28 protein-coding genes are annotated in these 25,106 nt (G+C 34.1%); 10 read left to right on the top strand and 18 right to left on the bottom strand.

The annotated features are described in order from the left end of the window. Positions 1–47: 47 nt before the first annotated feature. From coaE to IEV69_RS07165, 10 genes are all read right to left on the bottom strand, one after another. The gene (gene coaE, locus IEV69_RS07210; RefSeq protein ID WP_188440986.1) at positions 48–635 is read right to left on the bottom strand and encodes a dephospho-CoA kinase; all 588 of its coding nucleotides are present in this window, start codon (positions 633–635) and stop codon (positions 48–50) included. A 28-nt stretch (positions 636–663) separates the two neighbouring features. Further along, positions 664–1,665 (bottom strand): glycosyltransferase family 2 protein, encoded by a 1,002-nt coding sequence (locus IEV69_RS07205; RefSeq protein ID WP_188440984.1) that lies wholly within the window; start codon positions 1,663–1,665, stop codon positions 664–666. 76 nt (positions 1,666–1,741) lie between these two features. Further along, entirely contained in the window at positions 1,742–2,557 is an 816-nt protein-coding gene (locus IEV69_RS07200; protein ID WP_188440982.1) for an enoyl-ACP reductase FabI, read from the bottom strand. 90 nt (positions 2,558–2,647) lie between these two features. Further along, positions 2,648–4,300 (bottom strand): DNA repair protein RecN, encoded by a 1,653-nt coding sequence (recN, locus tag IEV69_RS07195; protein ID WP_188440981.1) that lies wholly within the window; start codon positions 4,298–4,300, stop codon positions 2,648–2,650. A gap of 57 nt (positions 4,301–4,357) precedes the next feature. Continuing rightward, complete coding sequence (porD, locus tag IEV69_RS07190; RefSeq protein WP_188440979.1) at positions 4,358–5,248, bottom strand: type IX secretion system protein PorD; 891 nt, start codon at positions 5,246–5,248, stop codon at positions 4,358–4,360. After that, positions 5,241–6,452 (bottom strand): bifunctional phosphopantothenoylcysteine decarboxylase/phosphopantothenate--cysteine ligase CoaBC, encoded by a 1,212-nt coding sequence (gene coaBC / locus IEV69_RS07185; protein WP_188440977.1) that lies wholly within the window; start codon positions 6,450–6,452, stop codon positions 5,241–5,243. The genes porD and coaBC overlap by 8 nt, the downstream gene beginning before the upstream one ends. Positions 6,453–6,455: 3 nt before the next feature. Continuing rightward, positions 6,456–6,791, bottom strand: a complete 336-nt coding sequence (locus tag IEV69_RS07180; protein WP_188440975.1) for a DNA-directed RNA polymerase subunit omega — start codon at positions 6,789–6,791, stop codon at positions 6,456–6,458. A gap of 4 nt (positions 6,792–6,795) precedes the next feature. After that, positions 6,796–7,590, bottom strand: a complete 795-nt coding sequence (locus tag IEV69_RS07175) for an outer membrane protein assembly factor BamD (RefSeq protein WP_229741392.1) — start codon at positions 7,588–7,590, stop codon at positions 6,796–6,798. Positions 7,591–7,698: 108 nt separating this feature from the next. After that, complete coding sequence (gene dapA / locus IEV69_RS07170) at positions 7,699–8,577, bottom strand: 4-hydroxy-tetrahydrodipicolinate synthase (RefSeq protein ID WP_188440971.1); 879 nt, start codon at positions 8,575–8,577, stop codon at positions 7,699–7,701. Continuing rightward, positions 8,574–9,104, bottom strand: coding sequence for a DUF6913 domain-containing protein (locus tag IEV69_RS07165; protein WP_188440969.1), 531 nt, complete (start codon positions 9,102–9,104; stop codon positions 8,574–8,576). Before IEV69_RS07165 ends, dapA begins: the two co-directional genes overlap by 4 nt. A gap of 66 nt (positions 9,105–9,170) precedes the next feature. On the opposite strand from IEV69_RS07165, the gene IEV69_RS07160 reads away from it, so the two are divergent. Further along, entirely contained in the window at positions 9,171–9,926 is a 756-nt protein-coding gene (locus tag IEV69_RS07160; protein WP_188440967.1) for a 5'-nucleotidase C-terminal domain-containing protein, read from the top strand. Positions 9,927–9,928: 2 nt separating this feature from the next. After that, positions 9,929–10,840, top strand: coding sequence for a bifunctional metallophosphatase/5'-nucleotidase (locus tag IEV69_RS07155; RefSeq protein ID WP_188440965.1), 912 nt, complete (start codon positions 9,929–9,931; stop codon positions 10,838–10,840). On the opposite strand, the gene ligA is transcribed toward IEV69_RS07155, so the two are convergent. The 6 genes from ligA to ruvX form a co-directional block, all read right to left on the bottom strand. Then, positions 10,841–12,832 carry an NAD-dependent DNA ligase LigA gene (gene ligA, locus IEV69_RS07150; protein WP_188440963.1) on the bottom strand — a complete coding sequence of 664 codons (1,992 nt, stop codon included), beginning with the start codon at positions 12,830–12,832 and terminating at the stop codon, positions 10,841–10,843. A gap of 26 nt (positions 12,833–12,858) precedes the next feature. Further along, the gene (gene mazG, locus IEV69_RS07145; RefSeq protein WP_188440961.1) at positions 12,859–13,632 is read right to left on the bottom strand and encodes a nucleoside triphosphate pyrophosphohydrolase; all 774 of its coding nucleotides are present in this window, start codon (positions 13,630–13,632) and stop codon (positions 12,859–12,861) included. A gap of 141 nt (positions 13,633–13,773) precedes the next feature. Further along, on the bottom strand, positions 13,774–14,310 hold the full coding sequence (locus tag IEV69_RS07140) for a DUF5606 family protein (protein WP_188440959.1): 537 nt from the start codon (positions 14,308–14,310) through the stop codon (positions 13,774–13,776). Between the two features lie 96 nt (positions 14,311–14,406). After that, the gene (def, locus tag IEV69_RS07135; protein WP_188440957.1) at positions 14,407–14,997 is read right to left on the bottom strand and encodes a peptide deformylase; all 591 of its coding nucleotides are present in this window, start codon (positions 14,995–14,997) and stop codon (positions 14,407–14,409) included. A 59-nt stretch (positions 14,998–15,056) separates the two neighbouring features. After that, complete coding sequence (locus IEV69_RS07130; protein ID WP_188440955.1) at positions 15,057–15,647, bottom strand: sulfotransferase family 2 domain-containing protein; 591 nt, start codon at positions 15,645–15,647, stop codon at positions 15,057–15,059. Positions 15,648–15,653: 6 nt separating this feature from the next. Next, positions 15,654–16,067 (bottom strand): Holliday junction resolvase RuvX, encoded by a 414-nt coding sequence (ruvX, locus tag IEV69_RS07125; protein WP_188440953.1) that lies wholly within the window; start codon positions 16,065–16,067, stop codon positions 15,654–15,656. Positions 16,068–16,153: 86 nt separating this feature from the next. On the opposite strand from ruvX, the gene IEV69_RS07120 reads away from it, so the two are divergent. Beyond that, positions 16,154–16,969, top strand: a complete 816-nt coding sequence (locus IEV69_RS07120) for a 2,3,4,5-tetrahydropyridine-2,6-dicarboxylate N-succinyltransferase (protein ID WP_188440952.1) — start codon at positions 16,154–16,156, stop codon at positions 16,967–16,969. Positions 16,970–17,057: 88 nt separating this feature from the next. Further along, positions 17,058–17,993 (top strand): stealth family protein, encoded by a 936-nt coding sequence (locus IEV69_RS07115; protein ID WP_188440950.1) that lies wholly within the window; start codon positions 17,058–17,060, stop codon positions 17,991–17,993. 317 nt (positions 17,994–18,310) lie between these two features. Here the strand turns inward: IEV69_RS07115 and IEV69_RS07110 are convergent, their stop codons facing one another. After that, a complete protein-coding gene (locus IEV69_RS07110; protein WP_188440948.1) occupies positions 18,311–19,177 on the bottom strand; it encodes a glycosyltransferase family 2 protein in 867 nt (288 codons plus the stop codon). A gap of 157 nt (positions 19,178–19,334) precedes the next feature. Here IEV69_RS07110 and IEV69_RS07105 point away from each other — a divergent pair, with 157 nt between their 5' ends. Continuing rightward, complete coding sequence (locus IEV69_RS07105) at positions 19,335–20,096, top strand: glycosyltransferase family 2 protein (protein ID WP_188440946.1); 762 nt, start codon at positions 19,335–19,337, stop codon at positions 20,094–20,096. A gap of 9 nt (positions 20,097–20,105) precedes the next feature. Here IEV69_RS07105 and IEV69_RS07100 read toward each other — a convergent pair whose 3' ends face one another. Then, positions 20,106–20,885, bottom strand: coding sequence for a lipopolysaccharide kinase InaA family protein (locus IEV69_RS07100; RefSeq protein ID WP_229741390.1), 780 nt, complete (start codon positions 20,883–20,885; stop codon positions 20,106–20,108). 75 nt (positions 20,886–20,960) lie between these two features. Here IEV69_RS07100 and IEV69_RS07095 point away from each other — a divergent pair, with 75 nt between their 5' ends. From IEV69_RS07095 to IEV69_RS07075, 5 genes are read left to right on the top strand one after another with little or no spacing between them, the layout of a single operon-like run. Further along, on the top strand, positions 20,961–21,524 hold the full coding sequence (locus tag IEV69_RS07095) for an L-threonylcarbamoyladenylate synthase (RefSeq protein ID WP_188440944.1): 564 nt from the start codon (positions 20,961–20,963) through the stop codon (positions 21,522–21,524). A 9-nt stretch (positions 21,525–21,533) separates the two neighbouring features. After that, a complete protein-coding gene (locus IEV69_RS07090; protein ID WP_188440942.1) occupies positions 21,534–22,958 on the top strand; it encodes a CCA tRNA nucleotidyltransferase in 1,425 nt (474 codons plus the stop codon). A 12-nt stretch (positions 22,959–22,970) separates the two neighbouring features. Then, on the top strand, positions 22,971–23,990 hold the full coding sequence (locus IEV69_RS07085) for a COX15/CtaA family protein (RefSeq protein WP_188440940.1): 1,020 nt from the start codon (positions 22,971–22,973) through the stop codon (positions 23,988–23,990). Between the two features lie 36 nt (positions 23,991–24,026). Further along, positions 24,027–24,527, top strand: a complete 501-nt coding sequence (locus IEV69_RS07080) for an IS1096 element passenger TnpR family protein (protein WP_188440938.1) — start codon at positions 24,027–24,029, stop codon at positions 24,525–24,527. Continuing rightward, positions 24,518–25,099: a class I SAM-dependent methyltransferase gene (locus IEV69_RS07075; RefSeq protein WP_188440937.1), complete on the top strand. Its 582-nt coding sequence runs from the start codon at positions 24,518–24,520 to the stop codon at positions 25,097–25,099. The genes IEV69_RS07080 and IEV69_RS07075 overlap by 10 nt, the downstream gene beginning before the upstream one ends. The last annotated feature ends 7 nt before the right edge of the window (positions 25,100–25,106 follow it).

Raw genomic sequence — 25,106 nt, 5'->3', positions numbered from 1 at the left:
ATTTAGCCGTTTAATGCTTTAACCAAATGTTAACAAAACTTATGCCATTAAATTGACAACTTCATTAATTTTTCGTGAATTTGATACACTTGTCTTTTCAAATTGGAAAGTCCTTCATTGTTTGTGATAACAAAATCGGCAAGTTTTACTTTTTCAGAATCGGGCCATTGATTTTGCATTCTTTCAATTACATCTTCTACAGTGGTGTTATCGCGTTTTAAAATTCGTTTAAGTCTTAATTTTTTATTTGCAGTAACTAGAATCGTAAAATCACAATTTTTATAACCTTCATTTTCAAACAAAATGGCAGCTTCTTTAATGACATAATCACTTTTCTGTACTTTTGCCCAATCTTTAAAATCTTTTGCTACTGCTGGGTGAACTATTTCATTCAGACTATTAAGTAATTCTTTGCTTTTAAAAACATTAGAAGCTATATATGCTCTGTTTAATTTATTGTTCAAATAAGCATCTTCACCTAAAAGTGAAATGACTTTTTGTTTTATTTCAGGAGTGTGCATTATTTTTTTTGCCTCATCATCAGCAATATAAATTGCAATACCTAATTTTCTAAACATATTTGCAACAGTGCTTTTTCCGCTGCCAATACCTCCTGTAAGACCAATAATTTTCATTTTTAATGAATATGGATAGAAACTAAAGTTACTTAAAAAAAAGTTCAGGAAATCGTTTTTCAGGGTTTTGATTGAGAACCCTAATATAAAAAGTGGATTTTGCAAAAGCTAGTCCGTAACCAAAAAACTGAATGAACATAGCTAAAATTGACAAAAACCCAATATATAAACTTTTGTTTTTAATAGATGAATCTAGGAGTAATATTAAAATGTAAAGTAATAAGAACCCTAAAAAATAATAGATTTTAAAAAAGGAAAGAAAAATTGAGCCCACTGTAAATAATACAAATAGAAAAGGAAACCAGAAGCTTATTCGTGCTGATGTTGGATGCCACTTTGTTAAAATAGGTCTTACTAAACCAAACTTACGCACTTGCTTATAAAATTTAGACCAGGAAATACGCCGTTTGTGATATACAAATGCTTTTTCAATAAATCCGGTTTTAAAACCTGCTTTTAAAAGCCTCTGAGATAAATCCGGGTCTTCTCCGGGATGAATTTTTCCAAATCCACCGGTTGTATCAAAAGCTTGTTTTGAAATTCCCATATTGAAACTTCGGGGTTCAAACTGTTGTATCGATTTTTTTCTCCCTCTTATTCCGCCGGTTGTTAAAAAAGAAGTCATCACATAGTTGATGGCTTTTTGTAAAGGAGTAAAACTATGGTGAGCGGCATCCGGCCCGCCAAAACAATCTAAATAGTCTTCTGATAAAGATTGCTCTACTCCATTCAAGTATTGTGGCGGCAATAAGCAATCTGAGTCTAAAATTATAAAATAATTCCCATCAGCTCTTTGCATTCCATAATTTCTGGAATCACCGGGTCCAGAATTGTTTTTGAAAAAATATTTGATATTTAACTGGCTTGATAAATTTTTAATAACCTCATCAGATTTTTCAATTGATCCATCTTCGATTATTAGAATTTCATAGGGCTTGTCATATTTGAGTTGAGAAAAACTATCAAGGAGTTCCTTAATTTCCTGCGGCCTGTTATAAACAGGAATGATAAATGAAAAATATAATGACATAGTGTAAAGATAATCAACAAAAAAACCATCTTGATATTTTTCGAGATGGTTTTTTATTTAAATATTTTTCAAATTACTATTCATGCTCAAACGCTTTGATTACTTCATCACTTACTCCCATATTTGAAAACCCACCATCATTATACAAATTTTGAAGTGTAACTCTTTTAGTTAAGTCACTAAACATTGCAATTGTATAATTTGCACAATCCTCAGCGGTTGCATTGCCCAATGGAGACATCTTTTCAGCGTAAGAGATAAAACCATCAAAGCCCTTTACTCCTTGTCCTGCCGTTGTTGGTGTGGGTGATTGAGAAATAGTATTGACACGAACTTTCTTATCCTTCCCGAAAAAATAGCCAAAGCTTCTTGCAATTGATTCCAGATATGCTTTGTTATCGGCCATATCGTTATAATCGGGGAATACACGCTGTGCTGCCATGTATGTTAATGCAACAATACTTCCCCATTCATTCATGGCATCTTTTTGATACAAAGTTTGCATTGTTTTATGAAATGATACCGCTGAAATATCCCAACCTTTATGGGTGTAATCATAGTTCTGATTGGTATAGTGATTTCCTTTTCTCACATTGACAGACATCCCGATGGAGTGTAAAACAAAATCCAGTTTTCCGCCAAGGATTTCCATTGATTTTTCTACAAGGTTATTTAAATCTTCAAGGTTGGTAGCATCTGCCGGAATTACTTCTGAGTTTGTTTTTTCTGCAAGTTCTTTTATTTGACCCATTCTCAATGCAATGGGGGCATTGGTCAAAACAAATGTTCCTCCTTCTTTATGAATTCGTTCTGCTGTTTTCCAGGCAATAGAATTTTCATCCAATGCTCCAAAAATGATTCCTCGTTTTCCTTTTAATAAATTGTATGACATTATATGACTATTAAAGATTATACTTGTTCCTTATTATTTGGCTATACTTTCCCCAAAATATTGATAAAAAAAGCTGTTCAAATATACATTTTAATTCAATAATTCGCGTGCATGAGCAATTGCAGATTCAGATTTCTTATCTCCGCTCAACATTTCTGCAATTTCAATTAGACGGTTTTCAGAGTTTAATTGTTTTAATTTTGTTTGTGTTTGTTCTTCGTTGTCCTCTTTATATACTTTAAAGTGGTGATCTCCTTTTGCAGCAATTTGTGGTAAATGAGTAATACTAACTACTTGCATATTTTTACTCATTGATTGAAGAATCACTCCAATCTTATTGGCAATCTCTCCTGAAACACCTGTGTCTATTTCATCAAAAATAATGGTTGGCAACTTACTGTAGTTTGCTAATACAGATTTAATGGCAAGCATAATCCGACTTAATTCACCTCCCGAAGCCACTTTTTTTAATTCTCCATAAGAGGATCCTTTGTTGGCAGTAAACAAAAACAAAAGTTCGTCTTTTCCATTTTCAAAAAATGTATCGCTAAAATTTAATTCAATTTTAAAACTTGCATTTGGAAGTCCTAATTGAAATAAAATTTCTTCAAGTTTAGACTTCAATATGTTAAGAATAGATGCACGTTTCTCGTGAATTTCCTTGGCTAATTCATTTAGTTGCGTTTCAAGTAAATTGATTTCATTTCTCAAAACATCCAGTCGTTCATCAAGTTGGCTGGTTTCATCGACCTCGTTAGAAAGTTTATCCTGAATTTCCAGTAACTCATCAATGGTCAACACATGATGTTTGGTTTGCAATTTGTGTAATGTTTTCAATCGTTCATCAAGAAACTGAAGTCGTGATGGATCAGCCTCAACCATTTCCAGTTGGCTATTTATATCTAAAAACACATCATCCAGTTCAATTTGAACACTTTGAATTCTTTCAGATAAACTATCGTATGATTTTGAATATGATTTAAGCTTGTTTAATCGTGACTTGATTTCATTGAGCGTCGAACGAAGCCCCAACTCTTCAGATTCAAAAAATTGAATAATTTCACTTAGGGTTTCTTGAATACCTTCTACATTATTGAGCTTTTCATATTCCTCTTCAACTTCAGCATGTTCACCTCGCTTTAATTTTGCTTCTTCCAGTTCACTTAAAAGATGTTGGTTGTAATCGAGTTCTTTTTGGGAACTTTGTTGTTTTTCTTTTAATTGAAATAAACTTTTTTTCTTGGTTTTAAATTCTACTAAAGCAGATTCGTACCTTTGAATTAACCCCTGTGTTTTAGCAAGTGCGTCCAGCACTTCAAATTGAAAATTTTGTGAAGAAACTTCAAGGGTTTGATGTTGATTGTGAATATCTATTAGTTGATCTCCCAATTCAGATAAAACCGAAAGATTTACCGGACTGTCATTTACAAAAGCTCTTGATTTACCAGAAGGTAGAATCTCTCTTCTTATGATTGTGTGATCTTCATAGTCAAGGTCTAAACTTGTAAAGAGATTTTGAAGTTTATAATTTTTTACTTCAAACTCTGCTTCAATAACACATTTTTTCTCACTGTTCTTTACACTACTTAAATCAGCTCTTTTGCCCAACAATAGGGCTAGTGCCCCTAGTAAAATAGATTTACCGGCACCGGTTTCTCCGGTAATAATTGTTAAGCCTTTTTGAAAATCAACTTTAATATCTTCAATTAAAGCATAATTTTTTATGGTGAGATGTGTTATCAATTTAGTGTAGTGATTTAAACACTAAAGGTAAAAAGTTTAGGAATTAAAACAAGCAGACTAATATTTAATTTTCGACCAGTTTTCACGTTTAGTAGGTGCCATTCTGGTTAAGTTCTGTGTAAGTTGATCAATTGTCACACTGGGTCCGTCACTGAATATAGACTGAATTTCTTCAGCTTTTGTATCAAAAAAAGTACGTAATAAAAATGAATTTGGTCTTCGATCATTAATATCTTTCAACTCATTGATGGCTTCGGCTATGACTTCTTTTCCTTCACGCGGGTTTTCTTGCATTATATCAAGTCCTTTCCGGTGGTATTTGTACATTACATTGTGAAATGTACTAAAAATAGGAGAAACTAAAGCCTCATTCAACTGATACCTTGACTGGTTACCATCTGAAGCTTTCCATCCGGAAAAATTTCCTGAAGCAGCAGTATTCACAATTTGCTTGGCAACACTGTGATATTCTTCACCGCCATTTTCAGAAAATGTGGAGGCATCCAATCCTAAAATGGTATAAACGTGAAAGGCCACCACTGAAATCAAATTACTTTCAAAAGTATTAAGATTGAAGTTGAGCGGTTGAAATTCTCTATAATTGAAACTAAACTGTCTGTCGTTATAATTATAGATAGGTGATAAATAAGTCGAACCAAAAACCGGTCTGGATGCCTGAATTTGAATGCTTGCCGTGAACATATCTGAGTCATATTCTGAAACGATAATATTAAAACTTGCGTCTATACGTTCTTGATTTGCATATACTTTATTTGTCCAGGAGGTTTCGTTAATAAATTCAGTTAAATCGCGCTCAAGAGTTTTAAAAATCTGCTGGTTTGATTCGCCTGTTTGTTCAGCATTTACAATGACTAAAGCATTAAACTCTTGTGCTGCTATGTGCAGCGTAAAAAATAAAAACACTAAAAGGTAAGTAAACTTATTCATCAAGATTTAATATTATTTCGTTAAAGATATCTTTTGCAACTTCATTTTTATCCTTTAATTCAAACGTTTTTAATTTATTATTCTTATGAATAATTGTAATTTTATTAGTGTTTGAACCAAAACCGGCTCCACTGTCATTAAGCGAATTTAAAACAATAAAATCTAAATTCTTTTTTTTGAGCTTCTTTTTTGCGTTTTCAACTTCATCATTGGTCTCTAAAGCAAACCCTATTAACAAATGATTTTTTTTAATTTTCCCCAGTGATCCCAGAATATCCTTAGTTGGTTCAAGTTTAATTATAAGATTGGCATCTTTCTTTTTGATTTTTTGTGAAGCTACATTTTCAGGTTTATAATCTGAAACAGCCGCAGCAAGAATTGCTATATCTGTTTCATTAAAAACATCGTGACAAGCTTGATACATTTCATCAGCACTGGTTACCGGAATGATATTTATTAGATTATTTGACAAATTCAAATGCGTAGGTCCTGAAACTAAAATCACCTCAGCGCCAAGGATTGCTGCTTGATTTGCAAGGGCAAAACCCATTTTTCCGGAAGAGTGGTTCCCAATAAAGCGAACAGGGTCTATGGCTTCATAAGTAGGCCCGGCAGTGATAAGAACTTTTTTTCCTTTCAGAGGAAGTTTACTAAGAATATCATTTTCAATAAAAGTCATGATTTCTTCCGGCTCAGCCATTCTTCCTTCTCCAACAAGGCCACTAGCAAGCTCACCAAAACCGGCAGGTATTTGAATATTCCCAAATGAGTTCAATTTTTCAAATGCTTCTTGCACAGAGGGATGTTTATACATATCTAAGTCCATTGCAGGAGCATAGTAAACCGGACATTTTGCAGAAAGATAGGTAGCCATCAATATATTGTCACAAATTCCGGTAGCCATTTTTGACAAAGTGTTTGCTGTTGCCGGGGCTATAATAAAAAAGTCGGCCCAAAGGGCCAACTCTACATGATTGTTCCAGGTTTCATTTTCGTCTTCTTCATTGGTAAATGAAGAAAAAACTTCATTTTTTGAAAGAGTTGAAAGAGTTAAGGGCGTTACAAAATCTTTTGATGAAGGTGTCATAATGACTTTGATTTCGGCACCTGCTTTAACCAATAACCTGACTAAATAAGCTGATTTATAAGCAGCAATACCGGCACTTATACCCAGTAACACTTTTTTGCTGCTAAGGATAGACATTGCTTACTTTTCTGAATTTTCTTCTAAAGTATTTCTGTAGTAAATCTTTCCCTCCAACCATTCTTGCATAGCAAGCGCATGTGGTTTTGGCAATCTTTCATAATACTTAGAAACTTCAATTTGCTCTTTGTTTTCAAATACCTCTTCAAGGCTGTCGTTGTAAGTTGCAAATTCGTCAAGCTTTTCAAGCAATTCCTTTTTTATTTCTAAATTGATTTGATTTGCTCTTTTTGCAACAATAGAAATGGCTTCATAAATATTTTGAGTAGGCTCATCAACTACATTTCTGTTTAAGGTAACTGTATTTACCGGAGCTTCTGTTTTCTTAAGATCTGTCATCTTGTTATACTTGTTTGTTATCTATTCGTTGTTCAATGTCTTCTAAAATTGTTTCTGCTTCTGCTTGAAATTTACTTTCAGGATAATTCCTTTTGAAAGACTCATAGTAAGATTTAGCTGTAGTTAGTCTTTCTTCAACCAAGTTTTCAATACTTCGAACGGCAAGTTGATAGGCCGATTCAAACTTCATAAAGTAAGCTTCCTCCCTAAATTCTGAACCGGGATGGTCGAGTATAAAATTATCAAACGCACTTATTGCAGCTTTGTAATCAAAAATACGATTGTATTGTTTGGCAACTTCAAATTCTTTTTTCTCTAACTTGTGAGTGAGTTCTTCAACCAATTGATTTGCATCTGCAATAAATGTTGAATTTGAATATTTATTTATAAATTCTTGTAATTTCTCAAGTGCAACTTTAGTGTCTTTTTGATCCAGTGAGTAACGGGGAGACAAAAAATAATAACTCTTAGCCCCTTTAAATGCAGCTTCTTCTGCTTTTTCGCTTAAGGGATATGAGTTTGAAAATCGTTCAAACTGATATCCTGCTAAATAATAATCACCTAGATTATAAAAGGTATCAGAATATAGAAACATTAATTTTTCAGCCTGGGGTTTGCCTCTGTACTCGGGCACCACTTGCTCCATTAACTTTAATGCTTTTTTGTATTTCCCAACTGTATACAATGAATCTGCCATGTGGAATTTAAGCCCCACATCTTCAGACTTCAAGGCTTTTTGATATGGACTACAGGAAAAAAATAAAGTGGCTAAGGCCAGTGTTGTTAAAAGTATTCTCATGTGGTTTAAAAACATCGTGCAAAAGTAAGTAAATTAGTGCTATAATAAAAATCAATATTACTAATAACTAACGGAAGAGTGAATCAGATTTTATGTGTTGTGAAAAAATTAACGCATTTGAGCAACAAAGTCTTCTATTTGTTGTTTCAACTCACTGCTCGCTTCCACTAAAGGCAATCGAACAGTTGCACTGCAAATATTTAGAGTTTCAAAAACTGCTTTGATTCCGGCAGGGTTCCCTTCAGCAAAAATCATGTCAATGGCAGGTGCAAGTTTATAGTGTAATTCATATGCTTTATTTACTTCTCTGCGCAATCCTAATCGAACCATTTCTGAAAATTCCTTAGGAAACCCTTCTCCTATCACTGAAATTACTCCTGAACCACCTGCAAGCACCATTGGTAAAGTAATCATATCATCGCCCGAAATGACCATAAAATCCTTCGGAGCACCTTTAATTAACTGCATCGCCTGAACAATATCACCAGCAGCCTCTTTAATCCCAATGATATTATTAAAATCATTTGCCAATCTTATTACGGTTTTTGGTAACATATTGGACGAAGTCCGTCCGGGAACATTATAAAGAATTATAGGTTTTGGAGAAGCGTTTGCAACAGCTTTAAAATGTTGATAGATTCCCTCCTGAGTTGGTTTATTATAATATGGTGACACTGAAAGTATGGCATCAAATGCAGAAAGATCACGACTTTGAAGTTCTTTTACAACATTTTGTGTATTGTTTCCTCCCACACCCAACACCAGAGGAAGTCGACCATTATTTTTTGCAACAATTTTATCTATCACAAGCTGTTTTTCTTCTGATGAAAGGGTTGCGCTCTCTGCTGTGGTACCCAATACTACTAAATATTCAACAGCACCCTCAATACAATGATTGACTACTCGCTCCAATCCATCAAAATCAATACTAAAATCTTTATTAAATGGAGTCAACAAAGCCACCCCGGTTCCATTAAATTTTTTCATACTGCTGTTTTTTTATTTTGAAATATGTTGACATACTTTGCAAGTTCGTGTTCAAACAAACTATAATCTTTGACAGGTATTTTAAAGATCAAGTCAAATATTTGACTGTTTGCTCCCTCAACACCAACTTTGAGATGGGCTTTAGCTCTTGAAGAAACAAAATCGAGGTAGCTGTTTTTATTTGAATAATAACCAATAAATAGGTCATACTCCCTATCTAAAAACTCAATGATAGCAGGTTTAGTTAAAATTCCATTCCAACTATAATCTTTTGAAGAAAATTTATTTTGCTCCAAAGTGGGCAAATTTTTCTTTTCTTCTTTATAGATAATTAACTTTAAATCTTTGTTAAGTATTTCCAGTGACTGAATCAAACTGCTAAATGAGTCTACATCTTCAAATTCTTCAGCATTTACAAGCACTCCAACAGTTTTAAAGTTTGCTGTTTGTTGTTTTGAAAAACCACTTTTTAAATGCTTTTCAATTTGCTTTTTGAGGAAATATTTTTTAACGGTTTTTAAATTCATTTATCTTTACAATCTTGGCATACAAAAGTAAACAAAATATAGCCATTAAACTTTGATTTTTGTTTTATGAAAAACCTTTTCAAATTTATTTTTTTATTATCAATTGTTTCGGCTTGTCAACAAAAAGAATTTACTCTCACAAAAATTGAAGGTCGGCAAATTGAGGTAAATGACTCTATCTCTTCAAATACCTCTTACGATTCCATTTTAAAACCATTCAGAACGCATGTTGAAAATCAACTTTCAGAACACTTAGCTTACAATGTAAGAAATATGAAACGCACAGATGGAGGGCTCAATTCCTCTATTGGAAATATGATGGCTGATGCTGTGATGGAACTTGCAAATCCTGTTTTCAATGCCCGAACCAATGAAAACATAGACTTTGTTCTTCTCAATTTTGGCGGAATCAGAGCCACTATGGGACAAGGAGCTGTAACCCGTCGCACTGCTTTTGAAATTATGCCTTTTGAAAATGAAATAGTAGTACTTGAACTTTCGCCGAAAAATATCAAAGAGATGTTAGAATATCTAAAATCCGAAATGATTGCACATCCGGTTTCAGGCATCGAAATTCAATTGAATAAAAGCAACGAAATCTCTGAAGTAAAAGTTCAGGAACAACCTTTGGACACTACAAAAACTTATTTTGTAGCAACCAGTGATTACTTAAAAAATGGTGGCGATCGAATGTACTTTTTTGAAGAAGCTCTAAGCGAAATATCGCTCGATTATAAAATAAGAAACCTATTTATTGATTACTTCATTAAAAAAGACACGATTAATTATACGCCTGATAATCGTTTTATAAAATCAAACTAAAAATGCAACGAAGACACTTTATAAAACAAACAGCTGCTGGATCGGCACTTCTTGCAACCGGAAGTTTTGGACTTTCGGCATTTGTGAACGCACCGGGTAAAAAGCACATCACCATACTGCACACCAACGACACCCACAGCCGGTTGGATCCCTTTCCTGCAAATGACGCTCGTTATGCAAACAAAGGTGGTGTAGCACGCCGGGCTACCCTCATTGAAAACATCCGAAAAGAAAACCAAAACACGCTATTATTGGATGCCGGCGATTATTTTCAGGGAACACCATATTTTAATTTTTATGGTGGCGAACTGGAGTTGAAGTTTATGTCGATGTTAGGCTATGATGCTGCGACCATTGGCAATCACGAATTTGACAACGGTCTTGAAGGACTTTTGGCGCCATTACCACACGCTAATTTTCCTATCATTTCTTCCAACTATAATTTTAGCAATACTGTTCTGGATGGTTTTGTTGAAAAATACAGGACCTTTGAAAAAGACGGCATCAAAGTGGGGGTGTTTGGACTGGGTGTTGAACTGGAGGGTTTGGTTACTAAAAAGCTTTATCAGGAAACAAGATATCAAGACCCCATTGAAATCTCTCAGGAAATGACCAGAATTTTAAAAGATGAAGAGCAATGTGATCTAATCATTTGCCTTTCACATTTAGGGTATAGTTATGAGGATGATAAAATTTCTGATATAAAACTTGCAAAAGCCACTAAAAATATCGATTTGATTCTTGGTGGTCATACCCATACGTTTCTTCTCAAACCGACGATCGTAAAAAACATCGACGACCAGGAGGTATTAATCAACCAAGTGGGTTTTGGCGGTATCAATCTGGGACGAATTGACTTTTATTTTGAGGAAAAGAAAATTAATGATTTTAAAAGCAATTCAATTATGGTTTAATCAAACCATTCCCAAAAACTCATCTTCAGAAATAATGGGTATACCCAGGCTTTCGGCTTTTTCTTTTTTACTGGGCCCCATATTGTCTCCGGCAACCACAAAACTGGTTTTTGATGAAATAGAACCTGAAACTTTCCCGCCGTTGTCCTCTATGAGTTTTTTAAGTTCATTTCGTGAAACTTTTTCAAACACACCTGACACCACAAAAATCTTTCCTTGTAACATATCAGTTTGGCCCTGAAGTGCCTCTTCAGAAAGTTGCAATTGAACACCATAGGTCTTCAATCGGTTGAGGATTTCCAAATTTTCAGATTTACTGAAAAACTCTACCACACTTTCGGCAATTTTTTCACCAATTTCATCAACCATAATCAATTCCATTTGTGTTGCGTTTTGCAGCGCATCAATACTCTTATAGTGCCTCGCTAATTTTTTGGCTACAGTTTCACCCACAAATCGAATCCCCAACGCAAATAACACCCGCTCAAATGGAATTTCTTTTGATTTTTCCACACCACTCACTAGGTTTTCTGCACTTTTTTGGGCCATACGTTCCAATGGAAGTAGCTGATCAATGGTGAGGATATATAAATCGGCGTAATTTTCTATCAAGTTAGCTTTGAATAAAAGTTCGACCGTTTCACCGCCTATCCCCTCAATATCCATCGCTTTGCGAGAAACAAAATGCTGTATCCTTCCAACAATCTGCGGTGGACAACCATAAAAATTTGGGCAATAATGTTGGGCTTCACCTTCCTTTCGCGTAAGCACAGTATTACATTCAGGACAATTAGAGATGTATTTTGTGGGTTGCGAGTCCACATCGCGTTTGCTGAAATCAACACCCACTATTTTAGGGATGATTTCACCTCCTTTTTCCACGTATACAGTGTCGCCTTCGCGAATGTCGAGTTTTTCAATCTGGTCTGCATTGTGCAGTGAAGCTCGTTTAACCGTGGTTCCGGCCAGCTGTACCGGTTTTAAATTCGCTACGGGAGTGATGGCACCGGTCCTGCCCACCTGATAAGTTATTTTTTCCAAAACAGTAACCGCTTGCTCAGTCTTAAACTTATAAGCCATCGCCCATCGGGGGGATTTGGCGGTATAGCCCAACTCTTCTTGTTGATACAAGTTATTCACTTTGATGACCACACCGTCTGTTTCATAAGGTAACTCGTGGCGATGTACATCCCAGTAGTGGATGAATTGTAGTACTTCCTCGATGGAGTTTGCCAGTGTACAGGCCTCAGGAACCTTAAAGCCCCATTCACGGGCTTTTTGTAACGATTCAAACTGGGTTTTGATGGGCAGTCGTTCACCCACGATTCCATACATCAAACAATCCAAAGGGCGACGGGCAACCTCAGCACTGTTCTGCAATTTCAAACTTCCAGATGCCGTGTTTCGTGGATTGGCATAAGGATTTTCACCGGATTCGAGGCGCTCTTCGTTCATTTTGGTAAAGCCGGCAAGCGGTAAAATAATTTCACCACGAATGTGAAATTTTGGTGGAAAATCGCCTTTCAACTTTAAAGGTACTGAACGAATGGTTTTTACATTATTGGTTACATCATCCCCTTGAGTTCCGTCTCCACGGGTGACAGCTTTCACAAGGATTCCATTTTCATAAGTCAGGTTCATGGAAGCACCGTCATATTTTAATTCGCATGTATATTGTACAGTTCCATCAACCAGTTTTTTGATACGTTTCTCCCAATCCAGTAAATCTTCTTCAGAATAAGAATTATCCAGGGAGTGCATGGGGAATTCAAGTACAACCGTTTCAAAATTTTTGGTGACTGCCCCCCCTACCCGCTGTGTGGGTGAATTAGGGTCGAAATATTCGGGATATTGTTCTTCCAGATGTTGCAATTGCTTGAGCATTTGGTCAAATTCAAAATCTGAAATCACAGGCGCATCCAGCACATAGTAATTGTAATTGTGCTGACGTAATTCTTCACGAAGTTGATCGATTTTTTCCTTTTCGCTCATTAAAATCTAAATTGTAAAATATTTTTTTATAACTTTTTAGCCTCTTCCCAAAATACATCCATTTCAGCGAGGGTCATATCCCTGAGGGGTTTGTTAACTGCTTTGGCCTTTTCTTCAAGGTATTGAAAACGTTTGATAAATTTCTTATTGGTGCGTTCCAAAGCACTTTCGGGATCCACTTTTAGAAAACGAGCATAGTTAATCATTGAAAATAGAACATCGCCAAACTCAGCTTCTATTTTTTTGGTATTGTTTTCATTGACTTCATGTTGCAATTCACCGAGTTCTTCTTTGAGTTTTTCAAATACTTGTTTGGGCTCTTCCCAGTCAAAACCCACTCCGGCCACCTTATCCTGAATACGATTGGCTTTAACCATAGCCGGGAGTGATTTTGGCACACCTTCAAGCACACTTTTTTTGCCTTCTTTAAGCTTGAGATTTTCCCAATTTTTTTTGACTTCTTCTTCATCGGCTACTTCTACATCGCCATAAATATGTGGATGGCGGTCGATGAGTTTATCACAGATTCCATTGGCAACATCTGCGATGTCAAAGGCATTTTTTTCACTTCCTATTTTAGCATAAAAAACGATGTGCAGCAACAAGTCACCGAGTTCTTTTTTGATTTCGTTTAAATCGTTTTCAAGAATGGCATCGCCCAGTTCATAAGTTTCTTCAATGGTTAGGTGTCTCAATGATTCCAGGGTTTGTTTTCGGTCCCAAGGACATTTTTCACGCAGGTCGTCCATAATATACAACAAGCGGTCAAAGGCATTGAGTTGTGCTTCTCTGTTATTCATTTTTTTTATTTCAGTTTATAAAATTACAAATTAGATATACACTTTTATTATTTTTTCAAATAAGTAATACACAAGATGCTGTTTATAATAAAAAATCCCGCCAACGGGCAGGATTTTTCAGTGTCTTTAAAATAAGTGGGTTTATGATTTTCTAGCTACGGGACTTTTTCCAGTGCCTCCTTTTTTAGTATTTGAAACCTTGGGCGTTGATTTTTCAACGGGTACAGCTTTATTCGCAGTCCCTTTCGCTTCGGTTTGCTTTACGATTTCCTGTGCTTCTTCTTCTGTTGGTTCTGAGAAATCCATCAAATCCTTTTCCTGCAGAAGGTTATACCATTGAATGATTTTTTTGATATCGCTTGCATATACCCTGTCTTCATCATAATCAGGAAGGATTTCAAAAAAGTATTCTTCAAGCTTTATCTTGTCTTCTTTGTGGCTAATAGCTTTTTCGCCATTTTCTTTATCCTTGATTTTTTGCATTATTTGACGCAATGGAATCTCTTCAGTTAGCGTATAAATTGCAATTTCAGACAAAAGACTGATATTGTGTTGTGCTCCTATTGAGATTTTTTTACCGTCTAATAATGATTCAGCTAGAAAACCAGTTCTTGTTTGAGTTTTTAATTCATAAAGTCCCGGTTTTCCGGAAATGGATAAAATTTTTTCTAAACCCATAAAGTTTTAATTTTATTTAAATTTTTGAATTTTCTGTTTTTATATTGTTTTAACTCTAATCACAAAGATAGTTAGAAATTGAAATTTACCTTGTATTTAACGCTTTTTCTTCATCTTGGGAAACCGCATTTTATAGTCGGCATTCACTTTTCCTTTTGAAATATTTGAAAGTTTTCCTTTTATCAAACGTCTTTTAAGAGGAGAAAGTTTGTCGGTAAACAAAACTCCTTCAATATGATCATATTCATGTTGAATGATTCTGGCTGCAATGCCCTCAAAAGTTTTTGTTTGTTGTGTAAAATTTTCATCATAAAATGAAATAGTTATTTTTTCTTTTCTGAAAACATCCTCTCTAACATCAGGAATACTAAGACACCCTTCGTTAAATGCCCATTCATCTCCTGTTTCTTCAAGAATTTTTGCATTGATAAAAGTTTGTTTGAAATTTTCTAAAAACTCCTGCTCTTCTTGAGACAGCTCTTCATCTTGTGAAAAGGGTGCTCCGTCTATTATAAAAAGCCTGATGGGAATTCCAATTTGAGGTGCTGCCAAACCAACGCCATGAGCGTTGTACATGGTTTCATACATATTTTTGATTAATTCATCTAATGAAGGATAATCTTGAGAAATGTCAGCACCTTTTTTTCTTAAAACCGGATCGCCATAGGCTACTATTGGTAAAATCATTAACGTATATTTTTTACAAAATTACAATTTTATACAACTAACGAACAAGTGTAATAAGTTTACTTTTTTTCAAAACCATATAACTCAAAATCTTTATGATATATCTGATTTACTATCTCAATGAGTTCTTTTGTCCACGTGATGTCAGTCTTAAATTGGTCTGTTGAATTGGCTTTTATATCGACGTTTATATTCAAATTGTTTGCCAAAAATTCCATATCAGCCACATTATTTAATTTTAATATTCGCTTTGGAAGAATACGTTTAAAAATATAGTTCTGCGGATGCAAGTGGCGGTTTTTATTATAAACAACCGGAACAAGTTTGATGAAATCCTCAAAATTTAATTTTTCAAGAGCTTTGAATTTTTCACTTGTTGATTTATTTTGAACTTGGAGCGGTTTAAAAAATATTTTTTGACTTCGATGCCATTCATCATTGTTTATAAGTCTTTTCCTTAAAGCGTCTCTAAAAAAGGATTCCACTCTGTCATATGGTTCTCTAACTATGATGTATTTGTCTTTATTGCTGAATAATAAAAAAAACAACTTTACTTTTTTTAAATATTCCTGCCTTCTTAAAGTGGAGTACATCACTTTAAAATTAGTACTAATAAAATACTTTTCTTTATAGTTATAAAAATGTGGCATGTGTTTTCAGGATTTGTTATAAAGGTATTCCTGCAATAGAATTGTTGCGCTAATTTCATCTATTAAGGCCTTGTTACGGCGTTGCTTTTTTTTCAAACCACTGTCAATCATTGTTTGAAAAGCCATTTTTGAAGTAAATCGTTCATCAACTCGTTTTACTGGAATTGATGGAATTTCCTTAATTAACTTTTTGATGAATGCAGCTATATGAACTTCAACATCAGAGGGCATATCATTCATTCTTCTTGGCTCACCAATCAGAAAAAGTGTTACGTTTTCTTTTTGGGTATAGTCAATTAAAAAAGAAAGTAAATTTTTAGTTTCCACCGTTGTAAGTCCCGAGGCAATTAGCTGTAACTCATCAGTAACAGCTATGCCGGTTCTTTTGGTACCATAGTCTATTGCTAAAATTCTTGCCATAACTTTGAATTGGTAAAGGTAATACTTATCAACGATTTGCACTATTTTTTGTTGAAAGCAATTATCTTTGCTAAAAACGTCAGAAAATGAAATCTCTCAAATCAATTATAGAAAATGCCTGGGATAACAGGGAGTTATTATCACAAGCGGAAACAATTTCTGCCATTAGAGAAGTTATTTCTTTGTTAGATAACGGTCAATTAAGAGTAGCTCAGCCCACAGACAATGGTTGGCAAGTGAATGAATGGGTGAAAAAAGCGGTTGTTTTATACTTTCCGATTCAAAAAATGGAAACTTTTGAGGTTGGCATTTTTGAGTATCATGATAAGATTCCATTAAAATCAGGTTATAAAGAAAAAAATATTCGAGTTGTTCCTCATGCTGTTGCACGATTTGGAGCTTATATTTCAAGCGGTGTGATTATGATGCCCAGTTATGTAAACATTGGTGCTTATGTAGATGAAGGCACAATGGTTGACACCTGGGCGACAGTTGGAAGTTGTGCACAAATTGGCAAAAACGTACACTTGAGTGGAGGTGTTGGCATTGGAGGGGTTTTGGAACCTTTACAGGCTGCTCCGGTTATTATTGAGGACAATGCGTTTATTGGATCCCGATGTATTGTAGTTGAAGGCATTAGAGTTGAGAAAGAGGCTGTACTGGGTGCCAATGTTGTCTTAACGGGCTCAACAAAAATTATTGATGTAACTGGCTCAGACCCTATTGAAATAAAAGGATACATTCCTGCACGTTCAGTAGTGATACCCGGAAGTTATACCAAAAAATTTGCCGCCGGAGAGTTTCAGGTGCCTTGTGCATTAATTATCGGAAAAAGAAAAGAAAGTACTGATAAAAAGACCTCTTTGAATGATGCGTTGCGAACGTATGATGTTGCAGTGTAATTCAATTTAATAATAGGGATTTCTTTCGTTAGAATAAAGCCTTTTTATTAATTAATTTAACACTCTATTATAGTAAACATTTTAAATTATGACAAAAGAACATCCAATAGATGCAGTGGTGTTATGGGTTGACGGAGGTGATAGTAAACATAAATCAAAAATGCTGCCCCATATAGAAAATATTGAAAAAATTAATACTAAAAGTTTTAGAACAAGATATGATCACGTAAACGAAATTAAATTTACAATAGATTCCTTAATAAAATTTGCGCCCTACATAAGAAATATATTCATCATTACTGATGAACAAACCCCAGAATTTTTAAATACCGAAAAAAACAATAAATCTTACAAAAAAATTTCAATAATAGATCATAAATTAATTTTTAAAGGATATGAGCAATACCTACCTACCTTTAATAGCTTAACGATTGAAACATTTATGTTTAGAGTTCCAGGGTTGGCAGAACATTTTATTTATTTAAATGATGATATTTTTTTAATAAATAAAACTAGTTCTAATGACTTTTTTAGAGATGGTCTTCCTGTTTTAAGGGGCAAGTGGCTTAATATTAACAAAAAGAAACGTAAGAAAAAGATAAAACAATCAAAATTCAGTCTAAAACACGTTCATCAAAATTCTTCAATTCTTGCGGGGTTTTCAGAAAAATTTTTTTATTTCAGACATACTCCTCACCCTTTAAGAAAATCAACTTTAGAAAACTTCTTTAAACAAAATGAACAGACCGTTTTAGATAATATTCAATATAAATTCAGGAATAAAAAACAATTTATAATTCAAGGTTTAGCAAATCATCTTGAAATAAAAAATAAATCATTTATTCAAATGAATAGGCTACAACTAATTTATTTTAGATCATACAAAAAACCTCTGCTATGGTATAAAATTAAATTAAACTTTAATAATAATAAAAAACTTTTTCTAGGCTTACAAAGCTTAGACCTATGTCCTCAACCTGTTTTAATATATTTATTAAAATGGCTAGAAAAACGTGTAAATTGAAAATATTTTGTACACAATTCAAGTCTATTTTTAAATGCTTTTTTTAAATTTAAAGTAGGTAAGTAAAAATTAATTTTAAATAGGATTTTAATTCCATTAAATAAATGGACTTTAAGTTTCTACTTCATATAGCGACTTGGAGGAAGAGGTAGTTCCTGTTCTTATAACTAGTAACAGGATTGATCAAATTGATGAAGACTAAAGTTATAAACCCCAATTAAAACTTACCATCAAAGGCTTGCTCCTCTACTTTTTCTCTGGAATCAAAGTACAAAACTTTCAAGGTTTTCCGGCAAATAAAAAAAAAGCTAATCAGTTTAAGCTTCAGAAGATTCTTTTTTTTCTATTCCAAAAGGTGTCCAACTCAAATGTTCCTCAACTGTTTTCTTTCTGATTGCTTTATTTTTTGAGATTGACTCTGGTGTTTTATAACCTCTTTTATGGTCTAAATGAATGCAAATAGCTGAATATCTTATTTGCTTTGACTTAACACCTAAATTAAATAGTCGCTCTCCAAGCTCCCTATCCTGACCTCCATATTGCATGCGTTCATCAAAACCATTGACTGCAAGAATATCTGTTTTCCACCCGGAAGCATTATGTCCATTCCAAGTTGGTTTAGTGGGCGTTAATAAATTTAAAAGGGTTTCTAAGGCTCCTTTTGCTCTTAGCTTATTATTTTTAAAAGAACTTTTCAAACCTTTGGACTTGAGCCAATCAACATCAAAACACTTTTGCTGAATGATGTCTTCTTTTGTAATCATTTTTGAAATCTCCATTGGCAACATAAAATAACCGCCTGATAAAAAATATCCCGGTTTTCTATTTTTATAATGAACTTCAAGAAAGTCATTTCTGGGAATACAATCTCCATCAGACATCAATATGTAATCTTCTTGACAGATTTGAATAGCTTTGTTTAAAATTCTTGATTTTTGAAAACCGTCATCTTCTTGCCAAACGTGTTTAATTGGGTAGGAAACTTCATCTTTGAGAAAATTAATCAAATCCAGTGTTGGCTTTTTAGATCCATCATCAGCTATAATTACTTCAAAATTTCTGAAGGTTTGTGTCTCATAACCCCATAGCACTTTTTCCAACCAAGCTTCAGAGTTATAGGTGCTAATAATTACAGAAACCCCACTAGGTTTATTTTGAACACCAAAGTTTTGGAAATTTGCCATACAGCAAAATTAACTATTTTTTACAGAAGCACTTTTTTTTATCGAAATAAAATATAAGAATTCTAACAAAAGTTAAGAATTATATGATTTCAATAAAAAAGGTTTTAAATTTGGCTCATTAATATTTTTTCAATCTGAAAAATACTTCGCAAGATACATGATTAAACTCTCTGCAGTAATTATAACCTTTAACGAAGAAGAACATCTAGAAAAATGTTTAAAGTCACTCAATGGTATTGCAGATGAAATTGTTGTAGTTGATTCCTATTCTACTGATAGCACAAAACAAATTTGCGAAAAATACCAGGTGAAGTTTGTAGAACAAAAGTTTCTGGGATATAAAGAGCAAAAAAACTTTGCAATAACTCAAACATCCCACGATTACATTCTATCCCTTGATGGCGATGAAGCACTTTCTGATCCATTGAAAAATTCCATTCTTGAATTAAAAGAAAACTGGAAACACGATGGTTATTATACAAATCGCAAAAACAACTATTGTGGTCAATGGATTAAACATTCTGATTGGTACCCTGATAAAAAACTACGTCTATTTAAAAAAGGAAAAGGTGAATGGAGAGGCATTAACCCACATGATTCCTATAAACTTTTTAACCCAAAAAGTTCAGGAAAGCTCAAAGGTGATATTTTGCATTGGATTTATAGAGATTATATAGAACACAACCAAAAAGTAGAGCGTTTTTCAACCATTGCTTCTCAAGCTTATTTTGATGTAGGGAAAAAATCTTCTGTTTGGAAAATTCTTTATCGTCCGGCCTGGGCCTTTTTTAAATCTTATTTCCTGAGACTTGGTTTTCTTGATGGTCTCAATGGGTTGATAATTTGTGTTCAAACCTATAATGTTACTTTTTTGAAGTATATCAAATTATATCAGCTTCAGAAAAAAGCTAGAACATAGTTGTAAAAACTACTTTTTAAGGCCAAATTTCTTTTTTATTCGCTTTTTTGTGTGAAATTTTTTCTGAAATGCCTGAGTGTATTGCCACATTAAATTAAAGACATCATCGGGGTTTTTATCAATCAATTCTGCATAGCGCTCACTCATAACTTTAATCATTTCCTTTTTAGGTGTCAAGCGAGAAAAGTTTTTAATGCGCTCCTCAAAAGAAAGTAGTTTGAATTCCATTCGGTTTAGGTCAACAAGAAAAAAATCGTAGTTGTTTTCAGACTTTTTAATTAGAGTGTTACCGGGAGAATGATCTTTGAATAAAATGTTGTTCTCATGTAACTTAAAAGTAAACTCTGCCATTGACCTGAGTATGAATTTTCTGTTTGGATAATCAGGATTTGTAATTAGCTCCCTGAAGGTCAAATCACACTCTTGATGTATGCTTATATAATAACTTTTTTTCAAACCTATTGTGTTGAAATATTCAAAATATGCCATAGGTTTTGGTGTTCCAATTCCCTTTTCCAACAAATATTTTGCATTTTCAAAGGAGCGACGTGCCTTTGATTTCCTTAAATATTTATAAACAAATTGATTCACTAAATGAGGAATTTTAAACGCTTTTACATTAACCGTAACACCTTCAATATCTTTAATTTTTATAGCATTCCTGGCTACTTTACCAAACAGCGTTCCTTCTTTATCAAAATGTCTTACAAATTGAATAATTTGATTTTGAAAACTTTGGGGTAGTTCTTGAAATTCTTTGTGTTCCTTCACCGGAATAAATTTTGCCAAAGATACAATTTGTATTTATTATGAAAATCAACTGCTCACTCAATTTTTCTGATGTATTTTTGCAGAAAAATCAACATGTTTAGCCTAGAAGTTGAAACCACTCTTGAATACCTCAACAAAGGAGGCATTATTTTATATCCAACCGATACTATTTGGGGAATTGGTTGTGACGCTACCAATGCAACTGCGGTTTCAAAAATATATCAACTAAAAAAAAGGGCTGAAAGCAAGTCGATGCTTTGCCTGGTTTCAAGTATTAGAATGCTGGAAAAATATATTTATGAGATCCCTGATGCGGCTTATGATATTCTTGAACACTCAGCAAACCCCACCACTATCATTTACGACAAACCCATTGGGATTGCTGAAAATTTAATTGCTGATGATGACTCCCTGGGAATGCGTCTTGTTAAAAAAGGGTTTGCTTTTGAACTTTTAAAAAAACTTAAGCGTCCATTGGTTTCTACTTCGGCCAACATAAGTGGTTATCCGGCACCTAAAAATTTCAATGAAATAAGTAAAGAGATTTTGAATGGCGTTGACTATGTGGTAAATTTGCCGGGCGAAAGCCAAAACTCCAAACCTTCAAGCATCATCAAACTCAAAAGTGATGGTTTGGTGCAAATTATCAGAAAGTAATATTCCATTATGACAAAAAAAGTCAATCATAAAAATGCACTTGAGCACCCTGTTTTCAATATGCTCACTCAGGCTTCAGAAGAACTTCAACTTGAAACCTATGTTATTGGAGGGTTTGTAAGAGACTTTTTACTTAACAGGAATTCAAAAAAAGATATTGATGTTGTAGCTGTGGGAAGCGGGATTGATTTGGCAAAAAAAACTTCAGAATTACTTCCTGAAAAACCAAACGTTTCAGTTTTTAAGAATTTTGGTACAGCCATGTTAAAAACAGCAGGTTTAGAAATTGAATTTGTAGGTGCAAGAAAAGAGTCCTATAATCGAGGTAGTAGAAAACCGGCTGTAGAAAATGGTACTTTAGAAGACGACCAAAACAGACGTGACTTTACGATAAATGCACTTGCTCTCAGTCTTAACGAAAAAAGTTTTGGTAAGCTAATTGATCCGTTCAACGGCATACAAGACCTTGAAGAGAAAATAATTCGCACTCCACTTGATCCAGATATAACTTATAGTGATGACCCTTTGAGAATGCTTAGAGCTATCAGGTTTGCGTGTCAATTGGATTTCAAAATTGAAAAAGATTCACTGGACGCCATAACAAAAAACAGCGAGCGCATAAAAATTATCTCCAATGAACGCATCACTGAAGAACTGCATAAAATTTTATTGTGTAACACACCATCTATAGGTTTTTCACTTTTGCATCAAACCGGATTGTTATCACTTATTCTTCCTGAATTAACCGCACTGCAAGGTATTGATGAAATCGAAGGTCAGCGCCACAAAGATAATTTTTGGCATACTTTAGAAGTTGTAGATAATATTTCTAAAACTTCAGACAATCTTTGGCTACGCTGGGCAGCCTTACTCCACGACATTGGCAAAGCTCCTACCAAAAAGTTTGATAAAAAAATAGGCTGGACCTTCCACGGTCACGAATTTGTAGGTGCTAAAATGGTTTATAAACTTTTTAAACGCCTCAGACTTCCATTGAATGATAAAATGAAATTTGTTCAAAAAATGGTTTTTATGAGTTCTCGTCCCATTGCGATTTCCGGAGAGGTCACAGATAGTGCAGTAAGACGTTTGGTTTTTGATGCTGGTGAAAATATCGATGAATTAATGACGCTTTGTGAAGCTGACATCACCACAAAAAATCCAAAAAAACAAAAACTATACCTTAATAATTTTAAAAAAGTAAGAGAACGCATTGTAGATGTTGAAGAGCGAGATAGAGTTAGAAACTTTCAACCCCCTGTGAGCGGTGAAGAAATTATGGAAATTTTTCACCTCAAACCCTCTAGAGAAATAGGAGTTTTGAAAGAAGCAATCAAAGAAGCTATTTTAGATGGTAAGATTCCCAATGAATATGAGGCTGCAAAAAGTTTTATGTTTGAAAAAGCAAAAAAAATGGGAATAAAAACTAATTAATTGTTCAAACCTATGAAAGCAAAAAAATCTGTTGTTATTTGGTTATTTACCGGGTGTTTTTTAATCTTCATCATGGTATTGGTTGGAGGTATTACAAGGTTGACAGATTCCGGACTATCGATGACCGACTGGCACATCATCACAGAAGTAATTCCCCCATTAAATGAGCAACAGTGGGAAGCAGCTTTTGATGAATATAAACAGTTTCCCGAATACCAAAAAATTAACAGCAACTATGATTTTCAATTGGAAGACTACAAGTTTATTTATTTTTGGGAATGGTTTCACAGGTTATTAGGTCGGTTGTTGGGTGTGGTTTTTATTATTCCTTTTATTTATTTCTGGGTCACAAAAAAACTGGATAAAGAAACACTTAAGAACTGTTTTGTGCTTTTATTTCTTGGTGGTTTTCAAGGTTTTTTAGGTTGGTATATGGTTAAAAGCGGATTGGTAGATAACCCATATGTGAGCCACTACAGGCTTGCAATGCACTTAATAACTGCCTTCATCACTTTTGCATTTACATTTTGGGTTGCTCTAAATTTAATCTATCCAAAAAAAGAACCGGAATATATTTCATTTAGAAATTTACTGCGTTTCACTTATTTTATTTTAATCATTCAAATAGTTTGGGGAGCTTTTGTCGCAGGACTCAATGCCGGTTTAATTCACAATACCTGGCCTTTAATGAATGATGGTAAACTTATTCATGAATCAGTTTTTATAGAACAACAACCTGTTTGGAGAAATTTTATAGAAGGCAAAAGTGGCGTGCAGTTCATCCATAGGTATTTGGCTTATGTCGTTGTAGCACTAATTCTGATAATATGGGTAAAGGCAAAACAATTAACCCTTACCTTTGCACAACAACAAAGTGTCAACTGGCTGTTAATTTTGGTAGGAGTTCAGTTCGTTTTAGGAATATTCACCCTACTCTATGCTGTACCCCTTTCATTGGGGGTTTTACACCAAATCGGAGCGTTTTTCCTACTGGCAGGGATGACATTTTCATTGCATAGATTTAGCAGATAAGCATTTAAATTTACAAACACTTAAAAATATTGATTTATGATTTATCGTTTTAGAGTTATACTTGATGCTCACGACGATGTTTTTAGAGATATCGAAATATCCAAAGAAGCAACACTGGAAGATTTTCACAATGCCATTACACAAGCTTTTGGTTTTGGAGGGCAAGAAATGGCCTCCTTTTTCACCTGTGATAAAGAATGGAACCAGGATGAAGAAATTTCTTTATTCAGTATGGATGATGCTGACCGAAACATGCAAAACACATTGCTGGAAGATGTTGTTTCAAAAGACAACACCAAACTTATTTACATCTATGACTTTTTAAGTATGTGGACTTTCATGGTTGAACTCGCTGACATTGCAGAACCCGTTCCCGGAACGCTTTACCCAAACTTGATGTTTGCCCACGGTGAAATTCCTGACCAGGCCCCTGAAAAAGAATTTGAAACCGAAGCTCTGTTTGATGAAGACGAAGACGCAGATGAGCTTGACCCCGACGAATATGACGATTTAAATTTCGATGAAAATTGGAATTAAATAAAGATTTTTGGGAAGAACGATATCAAGCACAAAAAACCGGTTGGGATATTGGTGCTGTTTCTGAACCTCTAAAAGTTTACATTGACTCTTTGAAAGACACTTCTGCAACAATACTGATTCCCGGAGCAGGAAACAGTTATGAAGCGGAATATCTACATAATAAAGGATTTGAAAATGTAGATGTAATTGACATTGCAAAACAGCCCCTTGTAAATTTTCAAAACAGAGTGCCTGATTTTCCCAAAGAAAATCTTATTCAGACAGATTTTTTTGAATTTTCTAAAACGTATGATCTGATTTTAGAACAAACTTTTTTTTGTGCATTAGATCCTGTATTAAGACAAGAATATGCAAATAAAATGAGTACTTTGTTAAATAAAAATGGAAAATTAGCCGGTGTGTTATTTGATTTCCCACTCACTAAAGACGGACCTCCATTTGGCGGCAGTAAAAGTGAATATATTACTTATTTTCAAAACCTATTCAATATAAAAACAATGGAACGATGCTATAATTCAATTTTGCCGAGAAAGGATACAGAACTCTTTATTATCTTTGAAAAAGAATAACTATTCA

The sequence above is a fragment of the Planktosalinus lacus genome (assembly GCF_014640155.1).
In the GTDB taxonomy this organism is placed as follows: domain Bacteria; phylum Bacteroidota; class Bacteroidia; order Flavobacteriales; family Flavobacteriaceae; genus Planktosalinus; species Planktosalinus lacus.
The sequence above is the reverse complement of the archived record's forward strand: the minus strand, read 5'-3'. Positions and strand labels throughout refer to the sequence as shown.

Excerpts from the sequence above, each read along its gene's own strand:
- IEV69_RS07080 (WP_188440938.1), top strand. The coding sequence starts at position 24,027 with ATGATTTATCGTTTTAGAGTTATACTTGATGCTCACGACGATGTTTTT.
- coaE (WP_188440986.1), bottom strand. The coding sequence starts at position 635 with ATGAAAATTATTGGTCTTACAGGAGGTATTGGCAGCGGAAAAAGCACT.
- IEV69_RS07200 (WP_188440982.1), bottom strand. The coding sequence starts at position 2,557 with ATGTCATACAATTTATTAAAAGGAAAACGAGGAATCATTTTTGGAGCA.
- IEV69_RS07085 (WP_188440940.1), top strand. The coding sequence starts at position 22,971 with ATGAAAGCAAAAAAATCTGTTGTTATTTGGTTATTTACCGGGTGTTTT.
- IEV69_RS07095 (WP_188440944.1), top strand. The coding sequence starts at position 20,961 with ATGTTTAGCCTAGAAGTTGAAACCACTCTTGAATACCTCAACAAAGGA.
- dapA (WP_188440971.1), bottom strand. The coding sequence starts at position 8,577 with ATGAAAAAATTTAATGGAACCGGGGTGGCTTTGTTGACTCCATTTAAT.
- IEV69_RS07205 (WP_188440984.1), bottom strand. The coding sequence starts at position 1,665 with ATGTCATTATATTTTTCATTTATCATTCCTGTTTATAACAGGCCGCAG.
- IEV69_RS07160 (WP_188440967.1), top strand. The coding sequence starts at position 9,171 with ATGAAAAACCTTTTCAAATTTATTTTTTTATTATCAATTGTTTCGGCT.
- mazG (WP_188440961.1), bottom strand. The coding sequence starts at position 13,632 with ATGAATAACAGAGAAGCACAACTCAATGCCTTTGACCGCTTGTTGTAT.
- IEV69_RS07110 (WP_188440948.1), bottom strand. The coding sequence starts at position 19,177 with ATGGCAAATTTCCAAAACTTTGGTGTTCAAAATAAACCTAGTGGGGTT.
- IEV69_RS07090 (WP_188440942.1), top strand. The coding sequence starts at position 21,534 with ATGACAAAAAAAGTCAATCATAAAAATGCACTTGAGCACCCTGTTTTC.
- IEV69_RS07130 (WP_188440955.1), bottom strand. The coding sequence starts at position 15,647 with ATGCCACATTTTTATAACTATAAAGAAAAGTATTTTATTAGTACTAAT.
- IEV69_RS07140 (WP_188440959.1), bottom strand. The coding sequence starts at position 14,310 with ATGGGTTTAGAAAAAATTTTATCCATTTCCGGAAAACCGGGACTTTAT.
- IEV69_RS07175 (WP_229741392.1), bottom strand. The coding sequence starts at position 7,590 with ATGAGAATACTTTTAACAACACTGGCCTTAGCCACTTTATTTTTTTCC.
- porD (WP_188440979.1), bottom strand. The coding sequence starts at position 5,248 with ATGAATAAGTTTACTTACCTTTTAGTGTTTTTATTTTTTACGCTGCAC.
- IEV69_RS07165 (WP_188440969.1), bottom strand. The coding sequence starts at position 9,104 with ATGAATTTAAAAACCGTTAAAAAATATTTCCTCAAAAAGCAAATTGAA.
- IEV69_RS07180 (WP_188440975.1), bottom strand. The coding sequence starts at position 6,791 with ATGACAGATCTTAAGAAAACAGAAGCTCCGGTAAATACAGTTACCTTA.
- ruvX (WP_188440953.1), bottom strand. The coding sequence starts at position 16,067 with ATGGCAAGAATTTTAGCAATAGACTATGGTACCAAAAGAACCGGCATA.
- def (WP_188440957.1), bottom strand. The coding sequence starts at position 14,997 with ATGATTTTACCAATAGTAGCCTATGGCGATCCGGTTTTAAGAAAAAAA.
- IEV69_RS07155 (WP_188440965.1), top strand. The coding sequence starts at position 9,929 with ATGCAACGAAGACACTTTATAAAACAAACAGCTGCTGGATCGGCACTT.
- IEV69_RS07120 (WP_188440952.1), top strand. The coding sequence starts at position 16,154 with ATGAAATCTCTCAAATCAATTATAGAAAATGCCTGGGATAACAGGGAG.
- IEV69_RS07105 (WP_188440946.1), top strand. The coding sequence starts at position 19,335 with ATGATTAAACTCTCTGCAGTAATTATAACCTTTAACGAAGAAGAACAT.
- IEV69_RS07115 (WP_188440950.1), top strand. The coding sequence starts at position 17,058 with ATGACAAAAGAACATCCAATAGATGCAGTGGTGTTATGGGTTGACGGA.
- ligA (WP_188440963.1), bottom strand. The coding sequence starts at position 12,832 with ATGAGCGAAAAGGAAAAAATCGATCAACTTCGTGAAGAATTACGTCAG.
- coaBC (WP_188440977.1), bottom strand. The coding sequence starts at position 6,452 with ATGTCTATCCTTAGCAGCAAAAAAGTGTTACTGGGTATAAGTGCCGGT.